This window comes from Wolbachia endosymbiont (group B) of Scrobipalpa ocellatella (genome assembly GCF_964188425.1).
GTDB lineage: Bacteria > Pseudomonadota > Alphaproteobacteria > Rickettsiales > Anaplasmataceae > Wolbachia.
This window is the reverse complement of the sequence record NZ_OZ077190.1, coordinates 1,280,946-1,300,733: the sequence shown is the minus strand read 5'-3', so window position 1 is coordinate 1,300,733 and position 19,788 is coordinate 1,280,946. Positions and strand designations below refer to the sequence as shown.

The window sequence follows — 19,788 nt, the reverse complement described above, 5'->3', positions numbered from 1 at the left end:
ATTATGCACAGCGGCTCTCAGCATTTGTTTGATATTATAATCTTACTTTCCGCTGCTGTGTTTATAGTCATAGCGTTTTGGAAAATGAATATTAGTCCAGTGCTTGGTTACTTTGTTGCAGGTGCATTGATTGGTTCTCATGGATTTAATCTGATACATTCAGTTGAAGTAATGGATAACTTTGCAGAGTTTGGCGTAGTTTTCCTATTGTTCATTATAGGTCTTGAATTGACATTTGAACGCCTTATCGCTATGCGTAGGCATGTGTTTGGGTTTGGTTCCCTTCAAGTTATAGTTACCATGATAGCAATATGGTGCATTGCTCTTGCCTTTGGAGTAAATACAAACATGGCAGCAGTTATTGGTGGTGGACTTGCACTATCCTCAACAGCAATAGTGTTGCAGGTTCTGCAAGAAAAGGGTTCTCAAGCAAGCCAAGTTGGTAGATTGTCAATAGCAGTGCTACTAATGCAGGACTTTGCAGTGGTACCTCTAATAGTACTAGTGCCCCTGCTTACTGGCAATTCTGAACACAGCTTAATAAGCTCGTTGGCAGGCTCATTAGTGCAAGCAGCTATTGCATTGGTGTTGATATTTGTAACTGGTAGGTTATTACTGAGGCCATTGTTTTCGGTTATTGCCAAAATGGAGAGTAATGAAATCTTTATATCAACAACACTTCTGATAATATTAGGATCAGCATTTATTACTGAACAATTTCATTTATCAATGGCATTAGGCGCATTTGTTGCTGGGTTACTAGTTGCAGAAACAGAACACAGGAATTCGGTAGAACATGCAGTATTGCCATTTAAAGACTTATTTCTTGGTTTATTCTTTATGACTGTTGGCATGTCTATTGATATTGACCTTTTACTCAATAAGTTACCACTCGTTACTTTATTATCAATTATCCTTATCGTTTTAAAGACGTCCATTATATATACATTGTGTAGATTTTTTGGATTTAGAAGTGCACCTGCAATACAAGCTGGATTACTGCTTGCACAAGGCGGTGAATTTGCATTTATTTTATTCCGTTTAGCAGATGAATTAGATGTACTATCAAGTGAAATCGCTCAAGTGCTTATGATGGTAACTACAGTAACTATGGCTTTTACTCCTCTTTTATCGGGAATTGGAGACTGGATAGCAAATTCATTTAGCACTGAAAAAATAATACTAGACGATGAAGCAATCGAAACAGACACACAAGATCTTTATAACCACGTAATAGTTGCCGGGTTTGGTAGAGTGGGATATATGGTAACGAAAATGCTTACTGCAGAGCATTTAAGTTATGTTGTTGTAGATATTCAATCAAAAATAGTGAAAGAAGGAAAAAATGACAGTTTCCCTATATATCTTGGAGATGCTACAAGATATGAAATTTTAAAATCAGTAGGAATAGAAAGAGCTCAAGCTCTTGTGGTTTCAATAAAGAACGAAGTCACTATAAAGAAAATAGTTTCTCTAGTTGCAACAAACTTCCCACATGTAAATATTATAATACGTTTACCAGATTTGAATAATGTGGAGGTTTATAAAGATCTAGGGGCTAGTAAAATTATTCCCGAGACGTCTGAGATTGGATTGCAGCTAGGTGGAGCAGCATTAAGCTTAAGTGGAATTAGCGAAAGCGGAGTTACATCTTTAAAAGGTAAATTTAGAAAAGGCAACTACAGTATGTTAAAAGACCTTGGTAGTGATAAAGATGAATAATCCTCTATCACTTTAATTAGTGATCAGAAAAACACATTTAATTAAGCAACTATACTCTCTAGAAAGGTGAAATTGACCTTATTGTAACTATGAACAAAATAATAATAAAAAAATTTGGTGGTACTTCGCTAACTGACTTAAATCGAGTTGCAAATCTAATAAAAAACGATATTGAAAAAGGTTATAATGTAATTGCTGTTGTATCTGCTGCTGCAGGATTCACTGACCAAATGGCTTTTCAAGCCAGGCAAATTTCAAATTTAAATTGTAGACAAGAGTTATCAGAGTATGATGTCCTGCTTTCAGCAGGAGAACAAATCTCTTGCGGGTTATTAGCTATCACTCTTCTGTCTGTTGGAGTTAATGCTAAATCATGGCTCGCCTGGCAGTTACCAATTGTAACGGATAATTTTTATTCTGAGTCTAAAATAAAAAAGATAAAAATTGACCATGTAAAAAGATCTTTTGCTGAGGGTTATACTGCTGCAATCATTGCTGGTTTTCAGGGTATACACGATGATAGAATCACTACTTTTGGTAGAGGAGGATCTGATATCTCAGCAATTGCCTTTGCTGTAGTCTTTGGTATTAGGACTTGTGAAATTTTTACTGATATTGACGGAATATATACAGCAGACCCAAAAATTGTTCCAAGGGCACGCAAGCTTAAATCTATCTCTTACAATGAAATATTGGAGATGTCGTCATCTGGTGCTAAAATATTGCATAATCGTTCAGTACAACTTGCAATGAAGCATAATATTAAGGTGCAAGTGTTATCCACTTTTGAGGAAGTAGAAGGCACTACAGTACTACACGAAAAAGATGTACTGGAAAGATACTTAATTACTGGAATAACTTATAGCACTCACGAAGCTCTTGTAACTTTTACTAACTTTGCAAATACTCTGGATACTTTAAGAGATATAGCAGGAGCAAACGTTAAAGTTGACATGATACATGGGTCAAGCTTTTTGATTTCTAAATTTGATGTTGATTTAATGACAAAGTTATTGAACAAAAATGAAAATTATGTCGTAAACAATAATATAGCTAAAATTTCAATAATTGGTATTGGTGTTATGTCTAACACTGAAGTGATGTATCGCACACTCAAGGTTTTAAGCGAAAAAAAGATAGAAATACTTGCTGTCACAATGTCCGAAATCAAGATCAGTATAGTTGTTCAAAAAAAACACGCTGAGGCTTTAATTAGAGATTTACATACCGAATATGAGCTTGATGTATGACAGCACGCTTGAAATTTATTTACTTGATAATTCAAAAAACTTGAAAGAGCAAAGATAGTTATTGAAATTATCTTGATTTACATCGGTTATCCAAGTTTGACATTGAATGCTTAACACCTCCTCCATTAACACCTTTCTGTAATCTTTATCCAGATGCGACATTATATCGTCAAGCAGAAGAAGAGGTGCTTTATTGTAATGAATACACCTTGCTTTTACACTAGATAAGATGATAGAAAGCAGTAATAGCTTTTGCTCTCCAGTAGAACAAAGATTTATTGGCATGTCCCCTTTTTGGCAAAAAACCCAAAAATTATCATTATGTACAGAAAAGGTTACTCTACCAGTTAATGAGTCTTTTTCTCTGTTTTCCTTTAGACGATTCTGAAAATATTCTGCAGTATCGTTCAAAGTTAGCTGACTGCTAAATTTCAAACTTGCCTTTGGAAAAAACTCACAAGAATGGTTATCAATTGTGTCTTGTAATATCTTTAAAACAGATGATCGCATACGTAAAATATCAATTGCATTGGTAGCCATGACGTTTTCAAGACTAGAGAGCCAACTTTCGTCCAAAATATTCTCTCTAAGCAATTTACTTCGCTCATGCTTAGCTTTTCTATATTTCATGTAGCAATAGGTGTAATTTTCTTCAAATAGTGAAACTATACGGTCTAAAAATTTTAACCTGTCACTTGGAGAATTAAGAAGAATATAGTCCATTTGTGGAATTAGCCATATTACATTAGATATTCTATACAAAGATGAGTAGCTTGACTGCGTTTTCCCATCAATTTGTATTAATTTCTTATTAAGATTCTTTCCTATACCAATTGAGTTAAGCTCTGCTCCATTGAAAAAATCATAATACACTACCCAACTTTCATTACTGCGCCTATTTTGCATCTCATTGATTTTTGCTTTTTTCATTCCGTTGCTTTTAGCAAGCAATGAGATTGCTTCAAGTATATTAGTTTTTCCAATACCATTTTTGCCAGTTACTACAACTGGTCTATCATCTAAATCCAGTTCAAAGTTTGAATGACTACGAAAGTTATATAATTTCAGTTTTTTTATATAGCAATGGGTAGTCATTCTTTAATTTATATTCTCCTTACTTCTTCTAGAACCTCATCAACATGTCCACTAACTTTTACGTTTTTCCAGATCTTCACTACTTTACCTTTTTTATCTATTAAAAAAGTAGTGCGCTCTATTCCCATATACTTTTTGCCAAACATACTTTTCTCTACCCAAACACCATACTTTTCCAACATTTCAGCATTTTCATCAGAAACTAAAGAAAATGGCAGAGAATATTTTGCTTTGAAGTTAGCGTGGCACTTAACGCTATCTTTTGATACACCAATTATCACTGTGTCAAAAGAAGAGAAATTTTCTATATTGTCTCTAAAGCCTTTTGCCTCCATTGTGCAGCCCGGAGTATCGTCTTTAGGATAAAAATAAAGAACTACATTTTTTTTATCAAAAAATTCACTCAGTGATAAAATCTCACCAGAATCTGTTGGCAAGCTAAAATCAGGTGCATTATTTCTTATTGTTAATTCCATACTTTGCTCCATTATTAACACTTTTATGGTACTATATTATATTGTAATAGGAAGGGAGGATAAATGAAAGTAGCTTTTCAGATGGATGAAAGTATAAATTTTGAAGCTGATACTACATTTTCATTAATAAAAGAAGCGCAAAGAAGAAGGTACGAAATTTTTGTTTATGTACCTAATAATTTAGCACTCAAGTTAAATCAGCCAATTGCCCTTGCTCAGAAAGTCAGCGTTGATGATTGTAGCTTCATTTCAAAAGAGGATGTAGTAATCAACCTAAATGAAATGGATATCATATTTATCAGACAGAATCCACCATTTGATATGCGGTACATTACAACAACCTATATCTTAGAAAAGACTACTGCGTTAGTAATAAATAATCCAACAGAAATAAGAAACTGTCCTGAAAAATTAATTACTTCACTATTTCTAGAGCTAATTCCTCCAACTTTGATCACTGAAAATATATCGATGATTAGAAATTTTTGTCACGACTATCAAGATATCATCTTGAAACCACTATATAGCTATGGAGGAAATGACGTAATAAGAATACAAGACCAAAATAGCATTCAAGTGGTAGTCGATCTCATGATTGCAAAATATGAATGTCCTGTAATTGCACAAGCATTTTGTAAAAAGATAAATACAGATAAAAGAATACTGCTACTGGATGGAAAGCCAATAGGAGTAATGAAGCGAGTTCCAAAGTCTAGCGGAGAAATCAGAACAAATATGAGGCTTGGAGCAAGTTTTGAATCTATTGAAATGAATGATAGAGACACTGAAATATGTAATAAAATCGGTCCTGAGCTAAAGAAAAGAGGGCTAATATTTGTTGGTATTGATATTATAGATGACTTCCTTCTTGAAATTAACACAACTTCGCCTACGGGAGTAGTTTATATCAATAAGTTGTATAGTAAATCACTAGAAAAAGAACTATGGGATGCATTTGAAGAAAAAGCAATTCGTCAACTAAGTTCTTGAGCTATTGCCTTAATAAATTCAGTAACTCCATTCCTTATTCTTGTTTTCTTAGTATTATTAGCCATATCACGCAATTTTTGACAATTTTGCAATAAATCAACTAGCAACTCTCCTAGATTCTTTTTCGCGTTACTATTTTGCTCAACTATTACAGCTGCTCCCGAATCTTCAATATGTTTTGCATTATAAAATTGATGGTTATCTTTTGAGTGAGGATAAGGAATATATACAGCAGGACGCTCAGCAAGAGTAATCTCTGCTATTGAAGTTGCCCCCGCTCTGCTAATTACCAAATGAGCATTGGCCAGCTTATTTTCCATATCATCGAAAAACTCACTTAACTCACAATCAATTCCTTCACTTTTGTATAGACTCTTGACCTTGTTTATATTTTTCTTCGTACATTGCTGCGTTACTCTAATCCTCTCTTTTACTTCAACAGGTAGATCACAAATTACGCTGCTCACTACATCATCAAAAAAATTTGCACCCTGACTGCCTGCTATTATTAACACGTTTAAAACTGTTTCAGCTCTAGAATAGCCTTGTGCTTCTATATCGACAAAATTTCCTGTAAAAACGCATTTACTACCTTCTGCATACTTAGTCTCTGGAAAGCTAGTTGCAATTAATTTTGCACTCTTGAAAAAGAATCTATTTACTCTCCCTAAAACTGTGTTTTGTTCATGTAAAACTATAGGTATAGAAAGAATCTTTGCTGCAAGAAGAGTTGGAAAAGAAGCGTAGCTACCAAAACCAATGATTAGCTTTGGTTTTAATTTTCTCGTTTGATACAGTGCTAATACACAACTATACATTAACAAAAAGAGAAACTTCAATTTGTTGCCACTTGGCTTGCACAATGGTAAAATATAACTTTCTATATTGATGGTTTTTTGATCAGTGAATAATATACAATTGTGCCCTTGTACCTTTAGTGCTTTTGCTAAGGTTATAGCTGGAAAAACATGCCCACCTGTACCGCCTGTTGCTAGAATAATAGTCATCTGTAAGTAGTAATTTGATAATAGATTGTTAATTATTTTTTAATACTTTGCATGTAAAATTTTATCAAGCTTTATGATAGTTGAGTTAAAAATGCCTAAAAGTAGTGACAGTAAAAAAGAATCTAACGTAAAAAATAAGCCTCAAGAGCAAAGCAGAAGCGGAGGTTTATTAAAAAACATAATAAAAGCTCTTTTTAACTCAGTTGTTGATCTACCTCAGCAAGAACAACTCAATAAAAATATTGATAGACAACAAGGTTTAGACAGTAAAAGAAAAAGCCCAGAGGATCTTAATCAGGAAAAAAAGCTTGAAGTGAAAGAAGCAGCTGAAGGGTTAAAAGAAAAGTTAGAAAAATCTGATATTGGTAATCAATCTATTAGAATTGAATCGCCTAATCAGGATACTTGTAGCTCCAAAACGATAGAACGTTAGTTCAACTATTCAGCGATTCACCATCTGCAGCAAGTACTGACTCATGTATCATCTCTGAAATGGTTGGATGAGGAAAAATCGTAGATTTTATGTCGAAGTCTGTTCCTTCTAGTTGCTTTGCAAGAGCAAAATTGCTAATTAACTCTGTTACTTCCGCACCTATCATGTGGCTACCCAGAAGTTCGCCTGTTTTTTTGTCTATAATTGTTTTCACTAAACCTTCAGTTTCACTTAGTGCAATAGATTTACCATTAAAGTTGGAGTGAAATTTTCCTACTTTTATATCGTATCCACTTTTTATTGCCTGTTCCTCAGTAAGGCCAACGCTTGCTACTTGCGGATGAGAGTAAGTGCAATTTGGTATGCACTCTTTTTTTAACTTATGAGCATTTTTACCGGCAATTTTCTCAACACAGATTACAGCTTCATGACTTGCTTTATGCGCTAAACATGGGGGACCAGCTACATCACCTATTGCATACACACTTGATTCACTTGTTTCATACCACTCATTCGTTTCAATGAAACCAGAAGGACTCAACTTAATTTTTGTATTTTCTAAACCTATATTTTCAGTGTTTGCTTGCACGCCAACTGCAACAATCACCCTATCAAATTCTTTGCTCTCACCACTACTTAGTAACACTTGAGCAAAGTCTTTATTTTTAGTCAAAGCTTTTACGCTACTGTTTGTATATATTTTTATCCTTTGTTTTGTGAATATTTCTTGTGCTAAATTTGAAATATCTTTATCTTCCAGCGGCAAAATAGTGTCTTTTACTTCTATAATTGTTACATCAACTCCCAAAGTACTATAAAAACTTGCAAACTCTATTCCTATCGCACCAGAACCTATGATTAGTAGAGATTTTGGTAACTTCTTTGGAGTCATAGCGTGCTGCGCATTCCATATTAAATCTCCATCTACTTCGATTCCAGGAAGATTTCTTGCCCTTACACCTGTTGCTAAAATGATATGCTTGGAAGAAATTTCCTCCTCCTTTTTGTCATTAAGAATTTTTATAGTACGATTACCTGCAAGTTTACCGAAGCCTTGATGGACTTTGATGTTATTTTTTTTCATCAAATACTCAACACCACTTGATAGCTTATCAACAACGTTCCTTGAATATTTCACTATTGATTGTATATCAAAACTTGTATCCTTTACTTTTATGCCAAATTCTTCTGATCTTCTTATTAATCTATAAACTTCAGACGCTCTAAGTAGCGATTTTGTTGGTATACATCCCCAATTTAAGCATATACCACCCAAATTTTCCTCCTTTTCAACAATTGCAGTTTTAAACCCAAGCTGCGCCGCCCTAATTGCTGCTATATAACCACCAGGACCGCTGCCTATAACTGTAATATCATACTCATTCATCAGTTTTTTTCGTGTGCAAAAGACTATATATAACAGATGGAACCCGTATGATCAATGCTCAGGTGTATAGAAGCGACTTGACAAACCTTCCCACGTTCCTTATCATATCAATAAGAGTATTTATCCTTGTTTTTAATCTCTGCAGATTTAACAACAAAATTCAGTAAAAAACTCAGATATTTATTGGCAAATTACAAAAAATTATAGCGGCTGCATGTCTTTTTTTATTTTTTCTACATTCAGCCAAAACGCGCTTTAAATAAGCGTTAGCACATTATTACAACGCCAATTTACATTATTATAGGGTCAAAACTCACTACTGGGGGATTCTTTTGCCTTTTTTCTATTTGGTAAATTTCTTAATATTTGTAGCTAAAATTTCAGGATGTCATTCCAGCACTTCTTATTACCTGTTCTGGATCCCAGTATCTGGGCACTGGGATGACAAAAACATAAGATGACACCGAAGGGGCTACTCGCATCTTTTTAGCCCAAATCACAATGTTCGTACAGCTGTGACTAGTATGACACCTTCCTTATACAAAAAATTTTTTGATAAAAAAACTGGATTTCAATACTGAGATTACATCCTTTCTAGTGGAGATTGCTCTCAAATCACAATGTTCATACAAATATACTTTATGAATTGCGTTTATAATCTCTAAACACTTCATTAATAGTGTGCCAAGCTTCGACAGCGTTCGTGTTTGTGGTAATATCAGCAAGAGCCTTCCATAAAGCCCAGGCACGGCCACGAGTCCAAGTGCTAGCATCCAACGGAAGCATTGCACGGAAGATTTTTCGGCTTTCTCCTCTAAGCAGCGTCCAAGCAATCATTAGATCGCAAGCGGGATCGCCGATCCCCAATCCTCCAAAATCAATGACGGCACTCAATTTTCCTTCTTGCACCAATAGGTTGCCAGCGCTAACGTCACCATGGACCCACACTGGCAAACCTTTCCAAGCGCTTGCTAGCGCTGCTTCCCAGAGCTCGATTGCAGCATTGGCATCTATTCTATCTTTTAGAACGGCAATTGCTTGCTTTGTCTCAGCATTATAGGTTGTTAGTACCCCTCCACGATAGAAATTATGTGGTCCGGGAAGAGGCCCATCTGTAGTATCTATGCGTTGTAAAGCAGCGAGAAATTGAGCAAGGCTGGTTGCAAAGTTATTCAGATCTGCTATGTGCACAGATGCAGCGGTGTTGCCATCAATCCATTGGTAAATAGACCATTGCCATAGGTAACCCTCACACGACTCTCCCATTGCCAAACTTACTATTACCCACAAATATAAATGGACATAAAAATAAAGTATTACAACATTAAAGTTTGCAAACATTGAGGGTAAAAAATGGCAAACAGGAATAATGAATGGGCTGAAAATGAATTTGGAGATGCTGTACTTGGAGATAAAAGGTTAACTGACCGATTAGTAAATATTGCTGATAGTTTTACAAGTTTACCTGAAAGCTCAATCAATCAGGCGTGTGGAAGTTGGTCAGAAGCAAAAGCAGCATATCGTTTTTTTCAAAATGAGAACGTGAAAGAAGGCGATATTCTAGCTTCACACGTTGCTAAAACAGTTGAAAGAACAAAAGCCCATAAAAAAATTTTTGTGATCCAAGATACAAGTTATATTTCATACACAGACCATGAAAAAACAAGTGGATTGGGAGTTATTACAAGAAAACATAGTCAAGGTATTATAATGCATACAGCTCTAGCTGTTAGTATAGAAGGTTTGGTACTAGGGATACTAGATCAAAAAATTTATTCAAGACCTGAAGAATCTGAAAACATAAAAAAAAAGAACAATGACAGTATCCGCATTGAAGATAAAGAGAGTATAAAATGGTTAGAAACTTTAAGCAACACAAACAACATTATTGATTCAACTCAAACTGAGACTATAACCATATGCGATAGAGAAGCAGATATATATGAGTTTTTTGAGCTTGCATATAATCTTAATTCGGCAGTGTTAGTTAGAGCTTCCAAAGATAGGGCAGTAAATAGAAAATCTCGATATCCTGAAAAAGGTGAGCAGAAGTTATGGGAATTTATTAAATCCTCTCATTGTGCAGGTACGGTAAAAGTTGAAGTTCCTGCAAAAGATAATAAGCCAAAAAGAACAGCACATTTGGAAGTTAGATTCGGAAAGTTTATTATGCATCCATCTAAGAATAGTATTAGGCATAAGACAGAAGAATTACTTAAATTACCACACTATGCAGTTTACGTTGTTGAAAAAGACTTTCCTTCTGAAACAAATCCGCTAGAGTGGATGCTTTTAACAAATCTTCCAGTCAATACCTTTGATGAAGCTGTTGAAAAAGTTAGGTGGTATTGTCTTAGATGGAAAATAGAAATATTACATAAAATTTTAAAATCTGGTCTCAAAGTTGAAGAATGTAGGCTTGGAACAGCAGAAAGGTTGATGCGATATTTAACAGTAATGAGTATTATTGCTTGGAGAATTTTCTTTATTACAACAATTGCAAGAACTGATCCAACATTACCGTGTACTACCTTATTAGCCGAAGAAGAATGGAAAGTTCTATATGTAAAAATACATAGAAAACCATGTTCAAATGCAACTCCTACTATAAAAGAAGCTGTTTCATGGATTGCTCAACTTGGAGGACATTTGGCTAGAAAAAATGATCTAGAACCAGGCCCCATTACTATTTGGAAAGGATGGAGACGTCTCTTTGATCTAGCAGAAGGATGGCGACTTGCTCACGAACTTTATATTTGTGGGTAATAGTAAGATTGCCAAAGGCTTTGGAATTGAAAGTGGCAGTAAAGGTGCCAACCTGGGTAACCACTTTTGTTCCTTTTCCACCTGCATTGCATACTTTGCAGCGCTTGGCATACGCACAAGCATGTGATCACCCAGACGAAATGTTCTATTGTCCCATCCACCGGGCACGATTTGGCAGATAGACAGATCTTTAAATTGCGGAAACTGGGTGACAACTAAGCGGTGTACAAATGCAGCATCTACTCTTGCTACTTTTTGCACCAATTGTGCCTTAAATTTCTTTCTTTACAATATATCCTACCTGATACAAACAGGGCTACTATAAGATAAATAAGATTCCATGTTGCTAATGAAACACCAAAAATATAATGAGGCCTGTCACAAGACGGAGAGTAATTGGGGTTTAATAGATTATTTCTCAACTCTTCTATGCTAACGTTACCACTTGCTTGCTCTGTACAGCCTAAAACATCATGAAATAAGTGGAGTTCAAGACCTACATGATAAAAAGATATTATTGCACCAATGAGATAGCTGCAAAACATCGCATAGATTAGGATTTTGTTGTCTTTGAACATGTACGCAACTGCAAGTAGCCCTGTAACATAGTAAACTACTCGCTCGTATATGCATAACTTGCATGGTAGCATATTGAAGAAATACTCTAGCACATATGCAAAAATCAGAGCAGCGGCACTTGACAGCAAAAAGATTGTAGAACTGTTATTTATATCTGACATAATTAACGAATTACCACAACAACCGAAAAAGTCAACTTTTGTTTAATAATGTTCTATATAATTATAAAGCGACACATATCACTCTATAACTTTTTTATCTAGCCTCTATGTATGTATTCACAGCTAGATACTGATTTAGTTTGCATACTAGTTACAACCCTAGTATCACTATCTATTTTTGCAATTTCTTCTTTGGTATACAATTCATCCTTGTTTTTCGTCCAGCTATTGTCATATTGAGTATCAACTTCTCCTCCATTGGTTTTAAACCCAAATGTTTCTTGCATAAGCAATCTTGCTTCTTCCAAACGTCTGTTGTAACGTTTGTTAGAATCTTGATAGCTAGATATAAGAAGAAGAACGTCATTAGAAAGAGTGAAATATACTATCTCTTCCATAATTTTGTAAATCTCATGTTCTGATAACTTAAACAAAGGATAATCTTTTTGAAACTTATTCTTTACTTCATTGTAAATTTCCATAATTTTTACTCTACCATCATAGCTTAGAGCAATGATAGCATTTTCAATACTTGCTATACCATCATAGTCATAACCTTTTCTGTCATTTTCAGCAACCAAAAAGCCATGCACAGCCTGAATCTCACCAACTTTCTTATCTTCTTTAGGTAAGATATCAAAATCAAAATAGATCATAGGAGATTTCAATACCAACAACATAAATATACGCATACTGTCTATCTCAACACCAAAATTTTACTTTCTGGAATAGAGTATAGATCTTTGAAATATTGAGATACAGTGTATAAAGGACATTTAGATAGTTCTGTTTTCTTATCTGTTTGTAAGTGAAAGCTAAATTCATACTCTCCTAAATCCAGCTCATTAAAGTCTATAAGCTCTATGTTTTTGTTTGGGTTAAACTCTCTGTTTGATATTTTATTCTCCAACTCTTTACGTTGCGTAGGAGTAAAACCAGATCCATTTATTACTAATTTCACTACACGCGTATCTTCCCTTTTTGCCCAATTGCTCAATCTTTCCAAATATTTTTCTGGAATCGGGTATCCATATCTTTTTGGAAGCTACTGAAATACTAAAGGTGTATCAACCGTGAAAGTATGTGGAGATCCAGGCCTTAAATCTTGTCCTTTATAATTCATAGCAAAAGTACTAAACAAGTTAATACTTTACTATATAATATTAATTTATCAACTACTTATTTAAGTAATATTATTTACTTATTAATAATATTACTAAGATAAAAAAGTATATTATTAGTAAAACAAGATTATCTACTTTACATAGGGGTTTTTATTCTTTTTCAAAAGCAATCTAACTGGTACACCTTCAACAAAGAAGTTTTTTCTAAGACCATTAGTCAAATAACGTTTATAACTCTCATCAACACTTTCCGGGACGTTGCATACCAAAGAAAAAGCTGGAGGTTTGGTGCCAATTTGAGCAATATACTTCATTTTAATCTCTCTACCTTTTATAAGTGGGTGAGAATGTTTTTCCACAGCATCTATTAGCCAATTATTCAGTTTTGCAGTGCTGATCTTCTTGTTTAAGGATTCACTCACTTCAAGACACTTATCTATCACATCACCACAGCGCATACCTTTCAATGCAGAAATTGTTACAGTTGGCACTTCCAAAAATAACCGAGTCACTTCCTGTTGTTTGACAAATTTTATTAACTTACTTCTGTCATCCTTACCTATTAAATCCCACTTATTTAAAACAATGATAATTCCCTTCCCCCCTTTAATTGCAGCTTCAGCAATTGATAAATCCTGCTGCTCAATGCCAAGCAAGGAATCTAACATTAAAATCACTACATGAGAGCGCTTTATTGACTCTATACTTTTTTCAACAAATCTTGATTCTAAGTTATCAACAACATTTGCCTTTCTGCGGATTCCCGCAGTGTCGATGAGAGTGATTAATTTCCCATTATGGTCGTATGAAATATCCACAGAGTCACGCGTGGTACCGGGTTCTGAGCTTACTATTAGTCTATTTTCTGCAAGTAAACTGTTTAAAAAAGTTGATTTTCCAACGTTTGGGCGACCGATGATTGCAATCCTCAGTCTAATGGACTCACTTTCAGGCAGCTCAGTGCCTTCGCTAAGACCTTCAATCACACCAGCTAATGCATCATAAAGATCAACCATGCCAAGATTATGTTCGGCTGAGATGTATACCGGACCTATGAAATTGAAAAACTGCAAATAATCAACATTTTCCGATTTATGACTTTCACATTTGTTTGCTATTAGTATTACAGGTTTATTTGTTTTTCTCTTCAGCCACTTTGCAAACTCTTTGTTCTGCTCGTTTTGCACTTTTGCATCAACAAGAAAGAAAACTACATCTGCACTCGACAAAGAAAACTCTATTTGTTCAATAACTTGTAGTGAAAAACTGGTTTGGTCATTCCATCCTCCTGTATCTATAACTTTAAACTCTAAATCACTAATTCTTCCAATTCCTTCACGCCTATCTCTCGTTACTCCTGGAATGTCACTAACTACCGCTGCTTTTCTTCCCACCAGCCTATTAAATAGAGTTGACTTGCCTGCATTTGGAAGGCCTATTATGACTATTTTCAGCATAGTTTAAGAGCGTATTTTATAAATAGTAAATTATAATCAAAATTTTTTAATTTAACTATTAACTTGATAGATTATATACCTATCCTAAAATTAGGATATTTTATCTTAAGTTTATTATGTAGAATTGGAGGCGCTATGCATAATGCAAATGAAACTTTAATAATGAATTGCGGTCAAGTTGCTCAATTAACTCCTCAAATTTATAAATTAGGGACACCTTATAACAAAAGGACACGTATATATAACTATATAACTTTAGCTAAAGCATTGGAGAATCTCAATGATCCATCCCGGTCACATGAAAATAAGGAGCTTTTTTTGAGTGACAATGATGAAGAAACTAAGAAATTTCTGAGTGTAATTCGAAAAGGAATTGCTGAATATACAGGTAATGATTCTATAGATGTGAGGTTGAGAGGAAAAGAAGATAAATCATTTACTGCATGGGTATCGTTAAAAGAAGGCAGAGGTGAGTTAAAATTTGATAACTCATTTCCTGGTAAAGCCTTAAAGGATAGTAATCCAAAAATTGGAGCTTTTACATTGGTATCTCCAGAAGATAAAAGGTTGGTGCGTGTTTCACAAAGTGATGATGGTGTAAGGCTTTATCAAATACTAAATGAGTCTTGTATAATTAAATTTAACTGGAAAGTGGGTGATAGAGATTGCAGTATTGCTTTAAATATTAGTGGAAATGGTAACGTATTTTGTACTGATTTAAGTGATAATATAAGTCCTGAGGACTTCGAGGAAAACAAAGCTGTAAAAATAAAAATTGGCTATTATGAGAATAAGAAGATGGATAAATATAATGACATGACTCTAGCAAAATTGGTCTCATTGGCTTCAAACTTACAAGGAATTGAAAGAGAAGTTATAACAATTAATCCATCAACAGGTGTAACAAGTGCAAGTGCACAGAATGTTAGTGAGTCTCAGCATTCTCAAAATATTAAATAGAAATTGCTAGCGCATTAATTATCGTACACATACACCGTTGCATGCAGTAACGGTGTATGTGTATAATCAATAGGATTTGTAAGCTCAATAAAGTTTACAACCAATTTGAAAGTTATTTTACTACATGCAAGACTCTGAAATACTAGAAACTCTAAAGATCAAAACATTAGAAGCCGAAAAAGGAGGAGGTCCTGATAGAGTTAACAAGCAACATGAAAAAGGAAAGCTAACCGCTAGAGAAAGGCTGAGTATATTGCTCGATGAAAATTCATTTCAAGAGTATGATAAGTTTGTGAAGCATCACGCAACTGATTTTGGCATGCAAAATGCTGATTTTTTAGGTGATGGAGTTGTAATTGGCCATGGTACTATTCATGGCAGAAAAGTTTTTGTTTATTCTCAGGATTTCACTGTCTTTGGTGGATCACTTGGTGCATCACATGCAAAAAAAATATGCAAAATTATGGATATGGCAATTAATGCCAGGATTCCAATTATCGGACTAAACGACTCTGGTGGAGCTAGAATTCAAGAGGGAGTAAATTCCCTTGCTGGTTACGGAGAAATTTTTCAAAGGAATGTAAATGCATCAGGCGTTATACCACAAATCTCTCTAATCATGGGCCCATGTGCTGGCGGTGCAGTTTACTCTCCAGCGCTAACCGATTTTATTTTCATGGTAAAAAATAGCTCATACATGTTTATAACCGGACCAGATGTAGTGAAAAAAGTTACCTATGAAGATGTAAGCCACGAAGATCTTGGTGGAGCAAAAATTCATACAAGCAAAACAGGAGTAGCAGATTTTGCGTTCAATAACGATGTTGAAATGCTGCTGAGAATCCGTGAATTCCTTACCTTTTTACCAGTAAATAATCAAGAGTCAACGAAATCTGTACCAATCTGCAACTTAATTGATGATGTTGATGAATCTTTGAACACTCTAGTTCCTAGTAATCCTAATACTCCTTATGATATGTATGAACTTATTGAAAAGGTGTGTGATGAAAGGAAATTTTTTGCACTAAAACCCGATTTTGCCCGTAACATCATAATTGGCTTTGGCAGAATTGGAGGAAATACTATTGGTGTTGTTGCAAATCAACCTATGCACCTTGCAGGATGCTTGGATATTGACTCTTCAAGAAAAGCTGCGAGGTTTGTAAGATTTTGTGACGCATTTAACATTCCCATCATCACACTTATTGATGTTCCAGGTTTCCTGCCAGGTACAAATCAAGAATACAATAATATAATACAACACGGAGCGAAACTGCTTTACGCTTATGCTGAAGCGACCGTGCCGAAAATTAGCTTGATCACCAGGAAGGCATACGGTGGTGCATACATTGTCATGAATTCGAAACATCTAAAAGGTGATATAAATTATGCTTGGCCAACCGCTGAAATAGCTGTAATGGGACCTGAAAGTGCAGTTGAAATTATATTTAGGCATGAAAAAGACCAGCAAACGTTAATCAAAGAATATAAAGAGAAATTTGCTAATCCATTTTTTGCTGCATCACATGGATACATTGATGACATTATAGTGCCAAGTAAAACAAGGCATCACTTTCACAAAGCATTAGAGCTACTTAAAAACAAGAAAGTAGAAAGAATATGGAAGAAGCATGATAATCTTCCTTTGTAACTTTACTCTCAGTCTTTATTGTAAGGTCTACAGTGCCGTTACACCAAGTTGGATTACCAATAACGCTAACTTTTGGGTTCCTTTTTTCTATAATATATTCTTATAGCTAAAAAATTACTTCCGCATATTCTAAATCTGATTATAATGACAATTAGAGATACTTTTAGAGCTCAAAAATTTATCTTTGTCTGCAGACTTTTTTTTATTAAACAATCAAACTCATAAAAAAATGTAGCGTATCCTCTTCAGCGTATGTGGGTGCATACACACATACTTAATTTCTGTCGTATGTGCATTGCATTTTTTTCTAATCTTTTTTTTCAAAGGAGGATTTTATGTCCAGAATTCCAGATATTTGACGTTTACTTTAGCTAATAAAAACCAACTGGTACCTGCGGTTTTTATAGCCTCAAAATTTCAATCAAAATTCAACTATCATTCAAAGAAACTTATAGTTATTCTTAGTGTTATTACTGTAGTAACAGCGCTATGATGATAAGAATATACAATCCTTTGTAACTTTCTTCTCAGTCTTTATTATAAGGTGTTCAATAATATGGGAAGAGTAAAGTTTTAAAGAGATAATTAAAATTATCCTTATCACCTACTTAGCAATAAATTATATTTGCTTAATCGTAATTACTTACACTTCTTCAATGTCCTGTTTTATTTATGGCAAACATTAAGCTTAAAAATGTACACAGTCTATTAAATTATATTATTTGTTTTTTCCTTATATACATTCAGTATATGCATTCTGCTATTGCTTTAGATAACTCTTCATCACATTTAAAAAACTCACCTGATTTTTTACCTTTTAGAAAACCTTTTGATAATATAGAAAAAATTATTAGAACTGACAATTTTAGAAGTTTTGATCTTGATAAAAGAAATAAGCTTTATACCAATGCTCATAATAGTATCAGTCTTGTAAATATTATTAATAAAATTATCTTAGCTCAAGATAACTTATTCATACTAGAAAGTAAGCCGTATAATATAGTACTTGTTGATAATCCCAATCTTAGTAGAACTACAGGTGCTGCAGGAAAGGACTATGTAATTATTGAGGGAAGCTTAAAAAAAAATATCAAAGATTATACTAGAGTGATATCACATGAATTAATTCACAGATATATAGGACATATAATAGAGCAAGACAACGATAAGAAAAATGAAATAAAATATAAGTGGTTTTTTGAAGGATTTACGGAATTTTATGGAGTGAAAACCTTACTTGACACGAAACTTATTGATAAAGATGAGTACTTAAAAATAATTAATATTACTTTAAAAGAGTATTTTAATTCTTTAATACCTAATATTGATTTCGAAAAAACAAATCAAAAGCATTTACTTGATCAAAACATAAGCATGTTGAGTTATAACAAAGGTTTTATTCTTGCAATGATAATAGATGAGAAATTAAATGAGGTTAGTAATGGAAGGTATAACTTATTGACTACTATAAATAATATAATAAGTGAAATAACTTCAAAGAAAGTTAATTTTAATGTTGACTTATTTGCAAGTCATTTAAAACATTACTTACCAGAGTCCCTTATAAAAGACATCATAGCCTCTATAAGAGATTCTAGCATACTTCTCAGTCTATTACCCAGTAGATTACTAAATAAAAATTTAACTTTCCAAGATACTGATAAGTATAGTGATATATGCTTTAACTTAACCAGAAGTCTAGAGCTACAAAAGATACGTGGGGTTAAATTAGGTAGTGATTGCCATAATATGGGACTCAAGGATGGTCAAGAACTAAAGTGTTATAGTATTGACTTTAATAGTGGTAATATTAAGTTAAAAGTCCTTGAAAACAAGATACCGAAAGTTATACATTTGAAAGCAAATAAAATGACGAGTAGCATTCCAATATATAAATAGCTCAGATAAATGCTTGACAAAAGCTATAGTAAACCTAGACTTTGCTATTTTAAGGCAAAATAATTATGGTAAACAATAAAGAAAAACAAGTGGATTTATTATTAGAGCTTCTTAGCGCTAATATCGGTCAAGTTAGTAGTAGTGTCATACTTAAAAGAATAGAAAAGCTTTCAGATAATTTTCATGGTAGAAATAATCACAATAGCCATTGTCAGTTTGATAGAGATGGTGGAGGGCATGGTAATATATGCTGGGCAGATAAGATAAAAGAAGACCTGACTGAGAACTATCATAAAAAGGATAGAGAAATTTCTATATAACTTTTCATTAGAGCTATTTTACGGTAATTATTCAAGAGTTGAAGGATTTGGCAAAAGAAGTCCTTTTGTATTACCGTTAATATGTGTTTCCAATAATGGTAATCTCGGCCCACTAGATGATTTGAGAACATGTGTCCCTCATAAGTTTGTTGAATATAACATCAGCAATACTAGTTGGGCTAAGTTCTTATCAGATAAATTTTTTAATAACTTTTTGAGTGATATGGAAAACAGGCCTGACGATTGTAAGCAGTGTTGTTATGAAAATATTTGTGGTGGGGGAAGTTATGGTAACAGGTTTAACCCTGCCAACGTAAGTTTTAATAATCCTTCAGTATATTGTGAGGGATTTTTGGCAAAGGATTATACAATTTCTTTTAATGCATGGATTTTCTAAAGAAAAATTACGGCAGGTATTATTGAATAGTAATACTGAAAAAGCAGCTTAATGGTAGTGTATAAAAGGTATTTACTAGACGTTTTTCTATAATCTAATTAGCATCTAGAGGAT

20 protein-coding genes are annotated in these 19,788 nt (G+C 33.9%); 10 read left to right on the top strand and 10 right to left on the bottom strand.

Annotation, left to right across the window (positions count from 1 at the left end; translation table 11 throughout):
- Window positions 1–3 precede the first annotated feature (3 nt).
- A complete protein-coding gene (locus AB3210_RS06150; protein ID WP_007302300.1) occupies window positions 4–1,722 on the top strand; it encodes a monovalent cation:proton antiporter-2 (CPA2) family protein in 1,719 nt (572 codons plus the stop codon).
- Between the two features lie 89 nt (window positions 1,723–1,811).
- The gene (locus tag AB3210_RS06145; RefSeq protein ID WP_007302299.1) at window positions 1,812–2,972 is read left to right on the top strand and encodes an aspartate kinase; all 1,161 of its coding nucleotides are present in this window, start codon (window positions 1,812–1,814) and stop codon (window positions 2,970–2,972) included.
- Between the two features lie 15 nt (window positions 2,973–2,987).
- Here the strand turns inward: AB3210_RS06145 and recF are convergent, their stop codons facing one another.
- Window positions 2,988–4,067 (bottom strand): DNA replication/repair protein RecF, encoded by a 1,080-nt coding sequence (gene recF / locus AB3210_RS06140; RefSeq protein WP_007302298.1) that lies wholly within the window; start codon window positions 4,065–4,067, stop codon window positions 2,988–2,990.
- Window positions 4,068–4,075: 8 nt separating this feature from the next.
- Complete coding sequence (bcp, locus tag AB3210_RS06135) at window positions 4,076–4,543, bottom strand: thioredoxin-dependent thiol peroxidase (protein WP_052264884.1); 468 nt, start codon at window positions 4,541–4,543, stop codon at window positions 4,076–4,078.
- A gap of 63 nt (window positions 4,544–4,606) precedes the next feature.
- On the opposite strand from bcp, the gene gshB reads away from it, so the two are divergent.
- Window positions 4,607–5,533 carry a glutathione synthase gene (gshB, locus tag AB3210_RS06130; protein WP_052264879.1) on the top strand — a complete coding sequence of 309 codons (927 nt, stop codon included), beginning with the start codon at window positions 4,607–4,609 and terminating at the stop codon, window positions 5,531–5,533.
- Here the strand turns inward: gshB and AB3210_RS06125 are convergent.
- A complete protein-coding gene (locus tag AB3210_RS06125) occupies window positions 5,518–6,540 on the bottom strand; it encodes a UDP-N-acetylglucosamine--N-acetylmuramyl-(pentapeptide) pyrophosphoryl-undecaprenol N-acetylglucosamine transferase (protein WP_052264878.1) in 1,023 nt (340 codons plus the stop codon). The two genes, gshB and AB3210_RS06125, sit on opposite strands and share 16 nt — an antisense overlap.
- Window positions 6,541–6,613: 73 nt before the next feature.
- On the opposite strand from AB3210_RS06125, the gene AB3210_RS06120 reads away from it, so the two are divergent.
- Entirely contained in the window at window positions 6,614–6,973 is a 360-nt protein-coding gene (locus AB3210_RS06120) for a hypothetical protein (protein ID WP_052264877.1), read from the top strand.
- 1 nt (window position 6,974) lies between these two features.
- Here AB3210_RS06120 and lpdA read toward each other — a convergent pair whose 3' ends face one another.
- Both lpdA and AB3210_RS06110 read right to left on the bottom strand, forming a co-directional pair.
- The gene (lpdA, locus tag AB3210_RS06115) at window positions 6,975–8,360 is read right to left on the bottom strand and encodes a dihydrolipoyl dehydrogenase (RefSeq protein ID WP_052264876.1); all 1,386 of its coding nucleotides are present in this window, start codon (window positions 8,358–8,360) and stop codon (window positions 6,975–6,977) included.
- 639 nt (window positions 8,361–8,999) lie between these two features.
- Window positions 9,000–9,701: an aminoglycoside phosphotransferase family protein gene (locus AB3210_RS06110; protein WP_367363637.1), complete on the bottom strand. Its 702-nt coding sequence runs from the start codon at window positions 9,699–9,701 to the stop codon at window positions 9,000–9,002.
- A gap of 12 nt (window positions 9,702–9,713) precedes the next feature.
- Between AB3210_RS06110 and AB3210_RS06105 the strand changes: the two genes are divergently transcribed.
- Window positions 9,714–11,126, top strand: coding sequence for an IS4-like element ISWosp2 family transposase (locus AB3210_RS06105; RefSeq protein WP_214303148.1), 1,413 nt, complete (start codon window positions 9,714–9,716; stop codon window positions 11,124–11,126).
- Here the strand turns inward: AB3210_RS06105 and AB3210_RS06100 are convergent.
- The 5 genes from AB3210_RS06100 to der form a co-directional block, all read right to left on the bottom strand.
- Window positions 11,079–11,249 carry a hypothetical protein gene (locus tag AB3210_RS06100; RefSeq protein ID WP_367363654.1) on the bottom strand — a complete coding sequence of 57 codons (171 nt, stop codon included), beginning with the start codon at window positions 11,247–11,249 and terminating at the stop codon, window positions 11,079–11,081. The genes AB3210_RS06105 and AB3210_RS06100 overlap by 48 nt on opposite strands.
- 125 nt (window positions 11,250–11,374) lie before the next feature.
- The gene (locus tag AB3210_RS06095; RefSeq protein WP_012481943.1) at window positions 11,375–11,866 is read right to left on the bottom strand and encodes a disulfide bond formation protein B; all 492 of its coding nucleotides are present in this window, start codon (window positions 11,864–11,866) and stop codon (window positions 11,375–11,377) included.
- A 98-nt stretch (window positions 11,867–11,964) separates the two neighbouring features.
- Window positions 11,965–12,522, bottom strand: coding sequence for a hypothetical protein (locus AB3210_RS06090; RefSeq protein ID WP_230440386.1), 558 nt, complete (start codon window positions 12,520–12,522; stop codon window positions 11,965–11,967).
- A gap of 41 nt (window positions 12,523–12,563) precedes the next feature.
- The gene (locus AB3210_RS06085; protein ID WP_012481941.1) at window positions 12,564–12,872 is read right to left on the bottom strand and encodes a hypothetical protein; all 309 of its coding nucleotides are present in this window, start codon (window positions 12,870–12,872) and stop codon (window positions 12,564–12,566) included.
- 249 nt (window positions 12,873–13,121) lie between these two features.
- On the bottom strand, window positions 13,122–14,447 hold the full coding sequence (gene der / locus AB3210_RS06080; protein WP_007302288.1) for a ribosome biogenesis GTPase Der: 1,326 nt from the start codon (window positions 14,445–14,447) through the stop codon (window positions 13,122–13,124).
- A 135-nt stretch (window positions 14,448–14,582) separates the two neighbouring features.
- On the opposite strand from der, the gene AB3210_RS06075 reads away from it, so the two are divergent.
- The 5 genes from AB3210_RS06075 (at window position 14,583) to AB3210_RS06055 (ending at window position 19,674) form a co-directional block, all read left to right on the top strand.
- Entirely contained in the window at window positions 14,583–15,407 is an 825-nt protein-coding gene (locus AB3210_RS06075; RefSeq protein ID WP_052264874.1) for a hypothetical protein, read from the top strand.
- Window positions 15,408–15,531: 124 nt separating this feature from the next.
- The gene (locus tag AB3210_RS06070) at window positions 15,532–17,058 is read left to right on the top strand and encodes an acyl-CoA carboxylase subunit beta (RefSeq protein WP_007302285.1); all 1,527 of its coding nucleotides are present in this window, start codon (window positions 15,532–15,534) and stop codon (window positions 17,056–17,058) included.
- A gap of 672 nt (window positions 17,059–17,730) precedes the next feature.
- Window positions 17,731–18,957: a hypothetical protein gene (locus AB3210_RS06065; RefSeq protein WP_265013668.1), complete on the top strand. Its 1,227-nt coding sequence runs from the start codon at window positions 17,731–17,733 to the stop codon at window positions 18,955–18,957.
- Window positions 18,958–19,022: 65 nt separating this feature from the next.
- Window positions 19,023–19,277: a hypothetical protein gene (locus AB3210_RS06060; RefSeq protein ID WP_019236861.1), complete on the top strand. Its 255-nt coding sequence runs from the start codon at window positions 19,023–19,025 to the stop codon at window positions 19,275–19,277.
- 223 nt (window positions 19,278–19,500) lie between these two features.
- Window positions 19,501–19,674 (top strand): hypothetical protein, encoded by a 174-nt coding sequence (locus AB3210_RS06055; RefSeq protein ID WP_179943622.1) that lies wholly within the window; start codon window positions 19,501–19,503, stop codon window positions 19,672–19,674.
- Window positions 19,675–19,788: the final 114 nt, after the last annotated feature.

What these genes read in the sequence shown, in the direction of transcription:
- AB3210_RS06150 (WP_007302300.1), top strand. Translation starts at nt 4, where the DNA reads ATGCACAGCGGCTCTCAGCATTTGTTTGATATTATAATCTTACTTTCC.
- AB3210_RS06145 (WP_007302299.1), top strand. Translation starts at nt 1,812, where the DNA reads ATGAACAAAATAATAATAAAAAAATTTGGTGGTACTTCGCTAACTGAC.
- recF (WP_007302298.1), bottom strand. Translation starts at nt 4,067, where the DNA reads ATGACTACCCATTGCTATATAAAAAAACTGAAATTATATAACTTTCGT.
- bcp (WP_052264884.1), bottom strand. Translation starts at nt 4,543, where the DNA reads ATGGAATTAACAATAAGAAATAATGCACCTGATTTTAGCTTGCCAACA.
- gshB (WP_052264879.1), top strand. Translation starts at nt 4,607, where the DNA reads ATGAAAGTAGCTTTTCAGATGGATGAAAGTATAAATTTTGAAGCTGAT.
- AB3210_RS06125 (WP_052264878.1), bottom strand. Translation starts at nt 6,540, where the DNA reads ATGACTATTATTCTAGCAACAGGCGGTACAGGTGGGCATGTTTTTCCA.
- AB3210_RS06120 (WP_052264877.1), top strand. Translation starts at nt 6,614, where the DNA reads ATGATAGTTGAGTTAAAAATGCCTAAAAGTAGTGACAGTAAAAAAGAA.
- lpdA (WP_052264876.1), bottom strand. Translation starts at nt 8,360, where the DNA reads ATGAATGAGTATGATATTACAGTTATAGGCAGCGGTCCTGGTGGTTAT.
- AB3210_RS06110 (WP_367363637.1), bottom strand. Translation starts at nt 9,701, where the DNA reads ATGTTTGCAAACTTTAATGTTGTAATACTTTATTTTTATGTCCATTTA.
- AB3210_RS06105 (WP_214303148.1), top strand. Translation starts at nt 9,714, where the DNA reads ATGGCAAACAGGAATAATGAATGGGCTGAAAATGAATTTGGAGATGCT.
- AB3210_RS06100 (WP_367363654.1), bottom strand. Translation starts at nt 11,249, where the DNA reads ATGCTTGTGCGTATGCCAAGCGCTGCAAAGTATGCAATGCAGGTGGAA.
- AB3210_RS06095 (WP_012481943.1), bottom strand. Translation starts at nt 11,866, where the DNA reads ATGTCAGATATAAATAACAGTTCTACAATCTTTTTGCTGTCAAGTGCC.
- AB3210_RS06090 (WP_230440386.1), bottom strand. Translation starts at nt 12,522, where the DNA reads ATGATCTATTTTGATTTTGATATCTTACCTAAAGAAGATAAGAAAGTT.
- der (WP_007302288.1), bottom strand. Translation starts at nt 14,447, where the DNA reads ATGCTGAAAATAGTCATAATAGGCCTTCCAAATGCAGGCAAGTCAACT.
- AB3210_RS06075 (WP_052264874.1), top strand. Translation starts at nt 14,583, where the DNA reads ATGCATAATGCAAATGAAACTTTAATAATGAATTGCGGTCAAGTTGCT.
- AB3210_RS06070 (WP_007302285.1), top strand. Translation starts at nt 15,532, where the DNA reads ATGCAAGACTCTGAAATACTAGAAACTCTAAAGATCAAAACATTAGAA.
- AB3210_RS06065 (WP_265013668.1), top strand. Translation starts at nt 17,731, where the DNA reads ATGGCAAACATTAAGCTTAAAAATGTACACAGTCTATTAAATTATATT.
- AB3210_RS06060 (WP_019236861.1), top strand. Translation starts at nt 19,023, where the DNA reads ATGGTAAACAATAAAGAAAAACAAGTGGATTTATTATTAGAGCTTCTT.
- AB3210_RS06055 (WP_179943622.1), top strand. Translation starts at nt 19,501, where the DNA reads ATGGAAAACAGGCCTGACGATTGTAAGCAGTGTTGTTATGAAAATATT.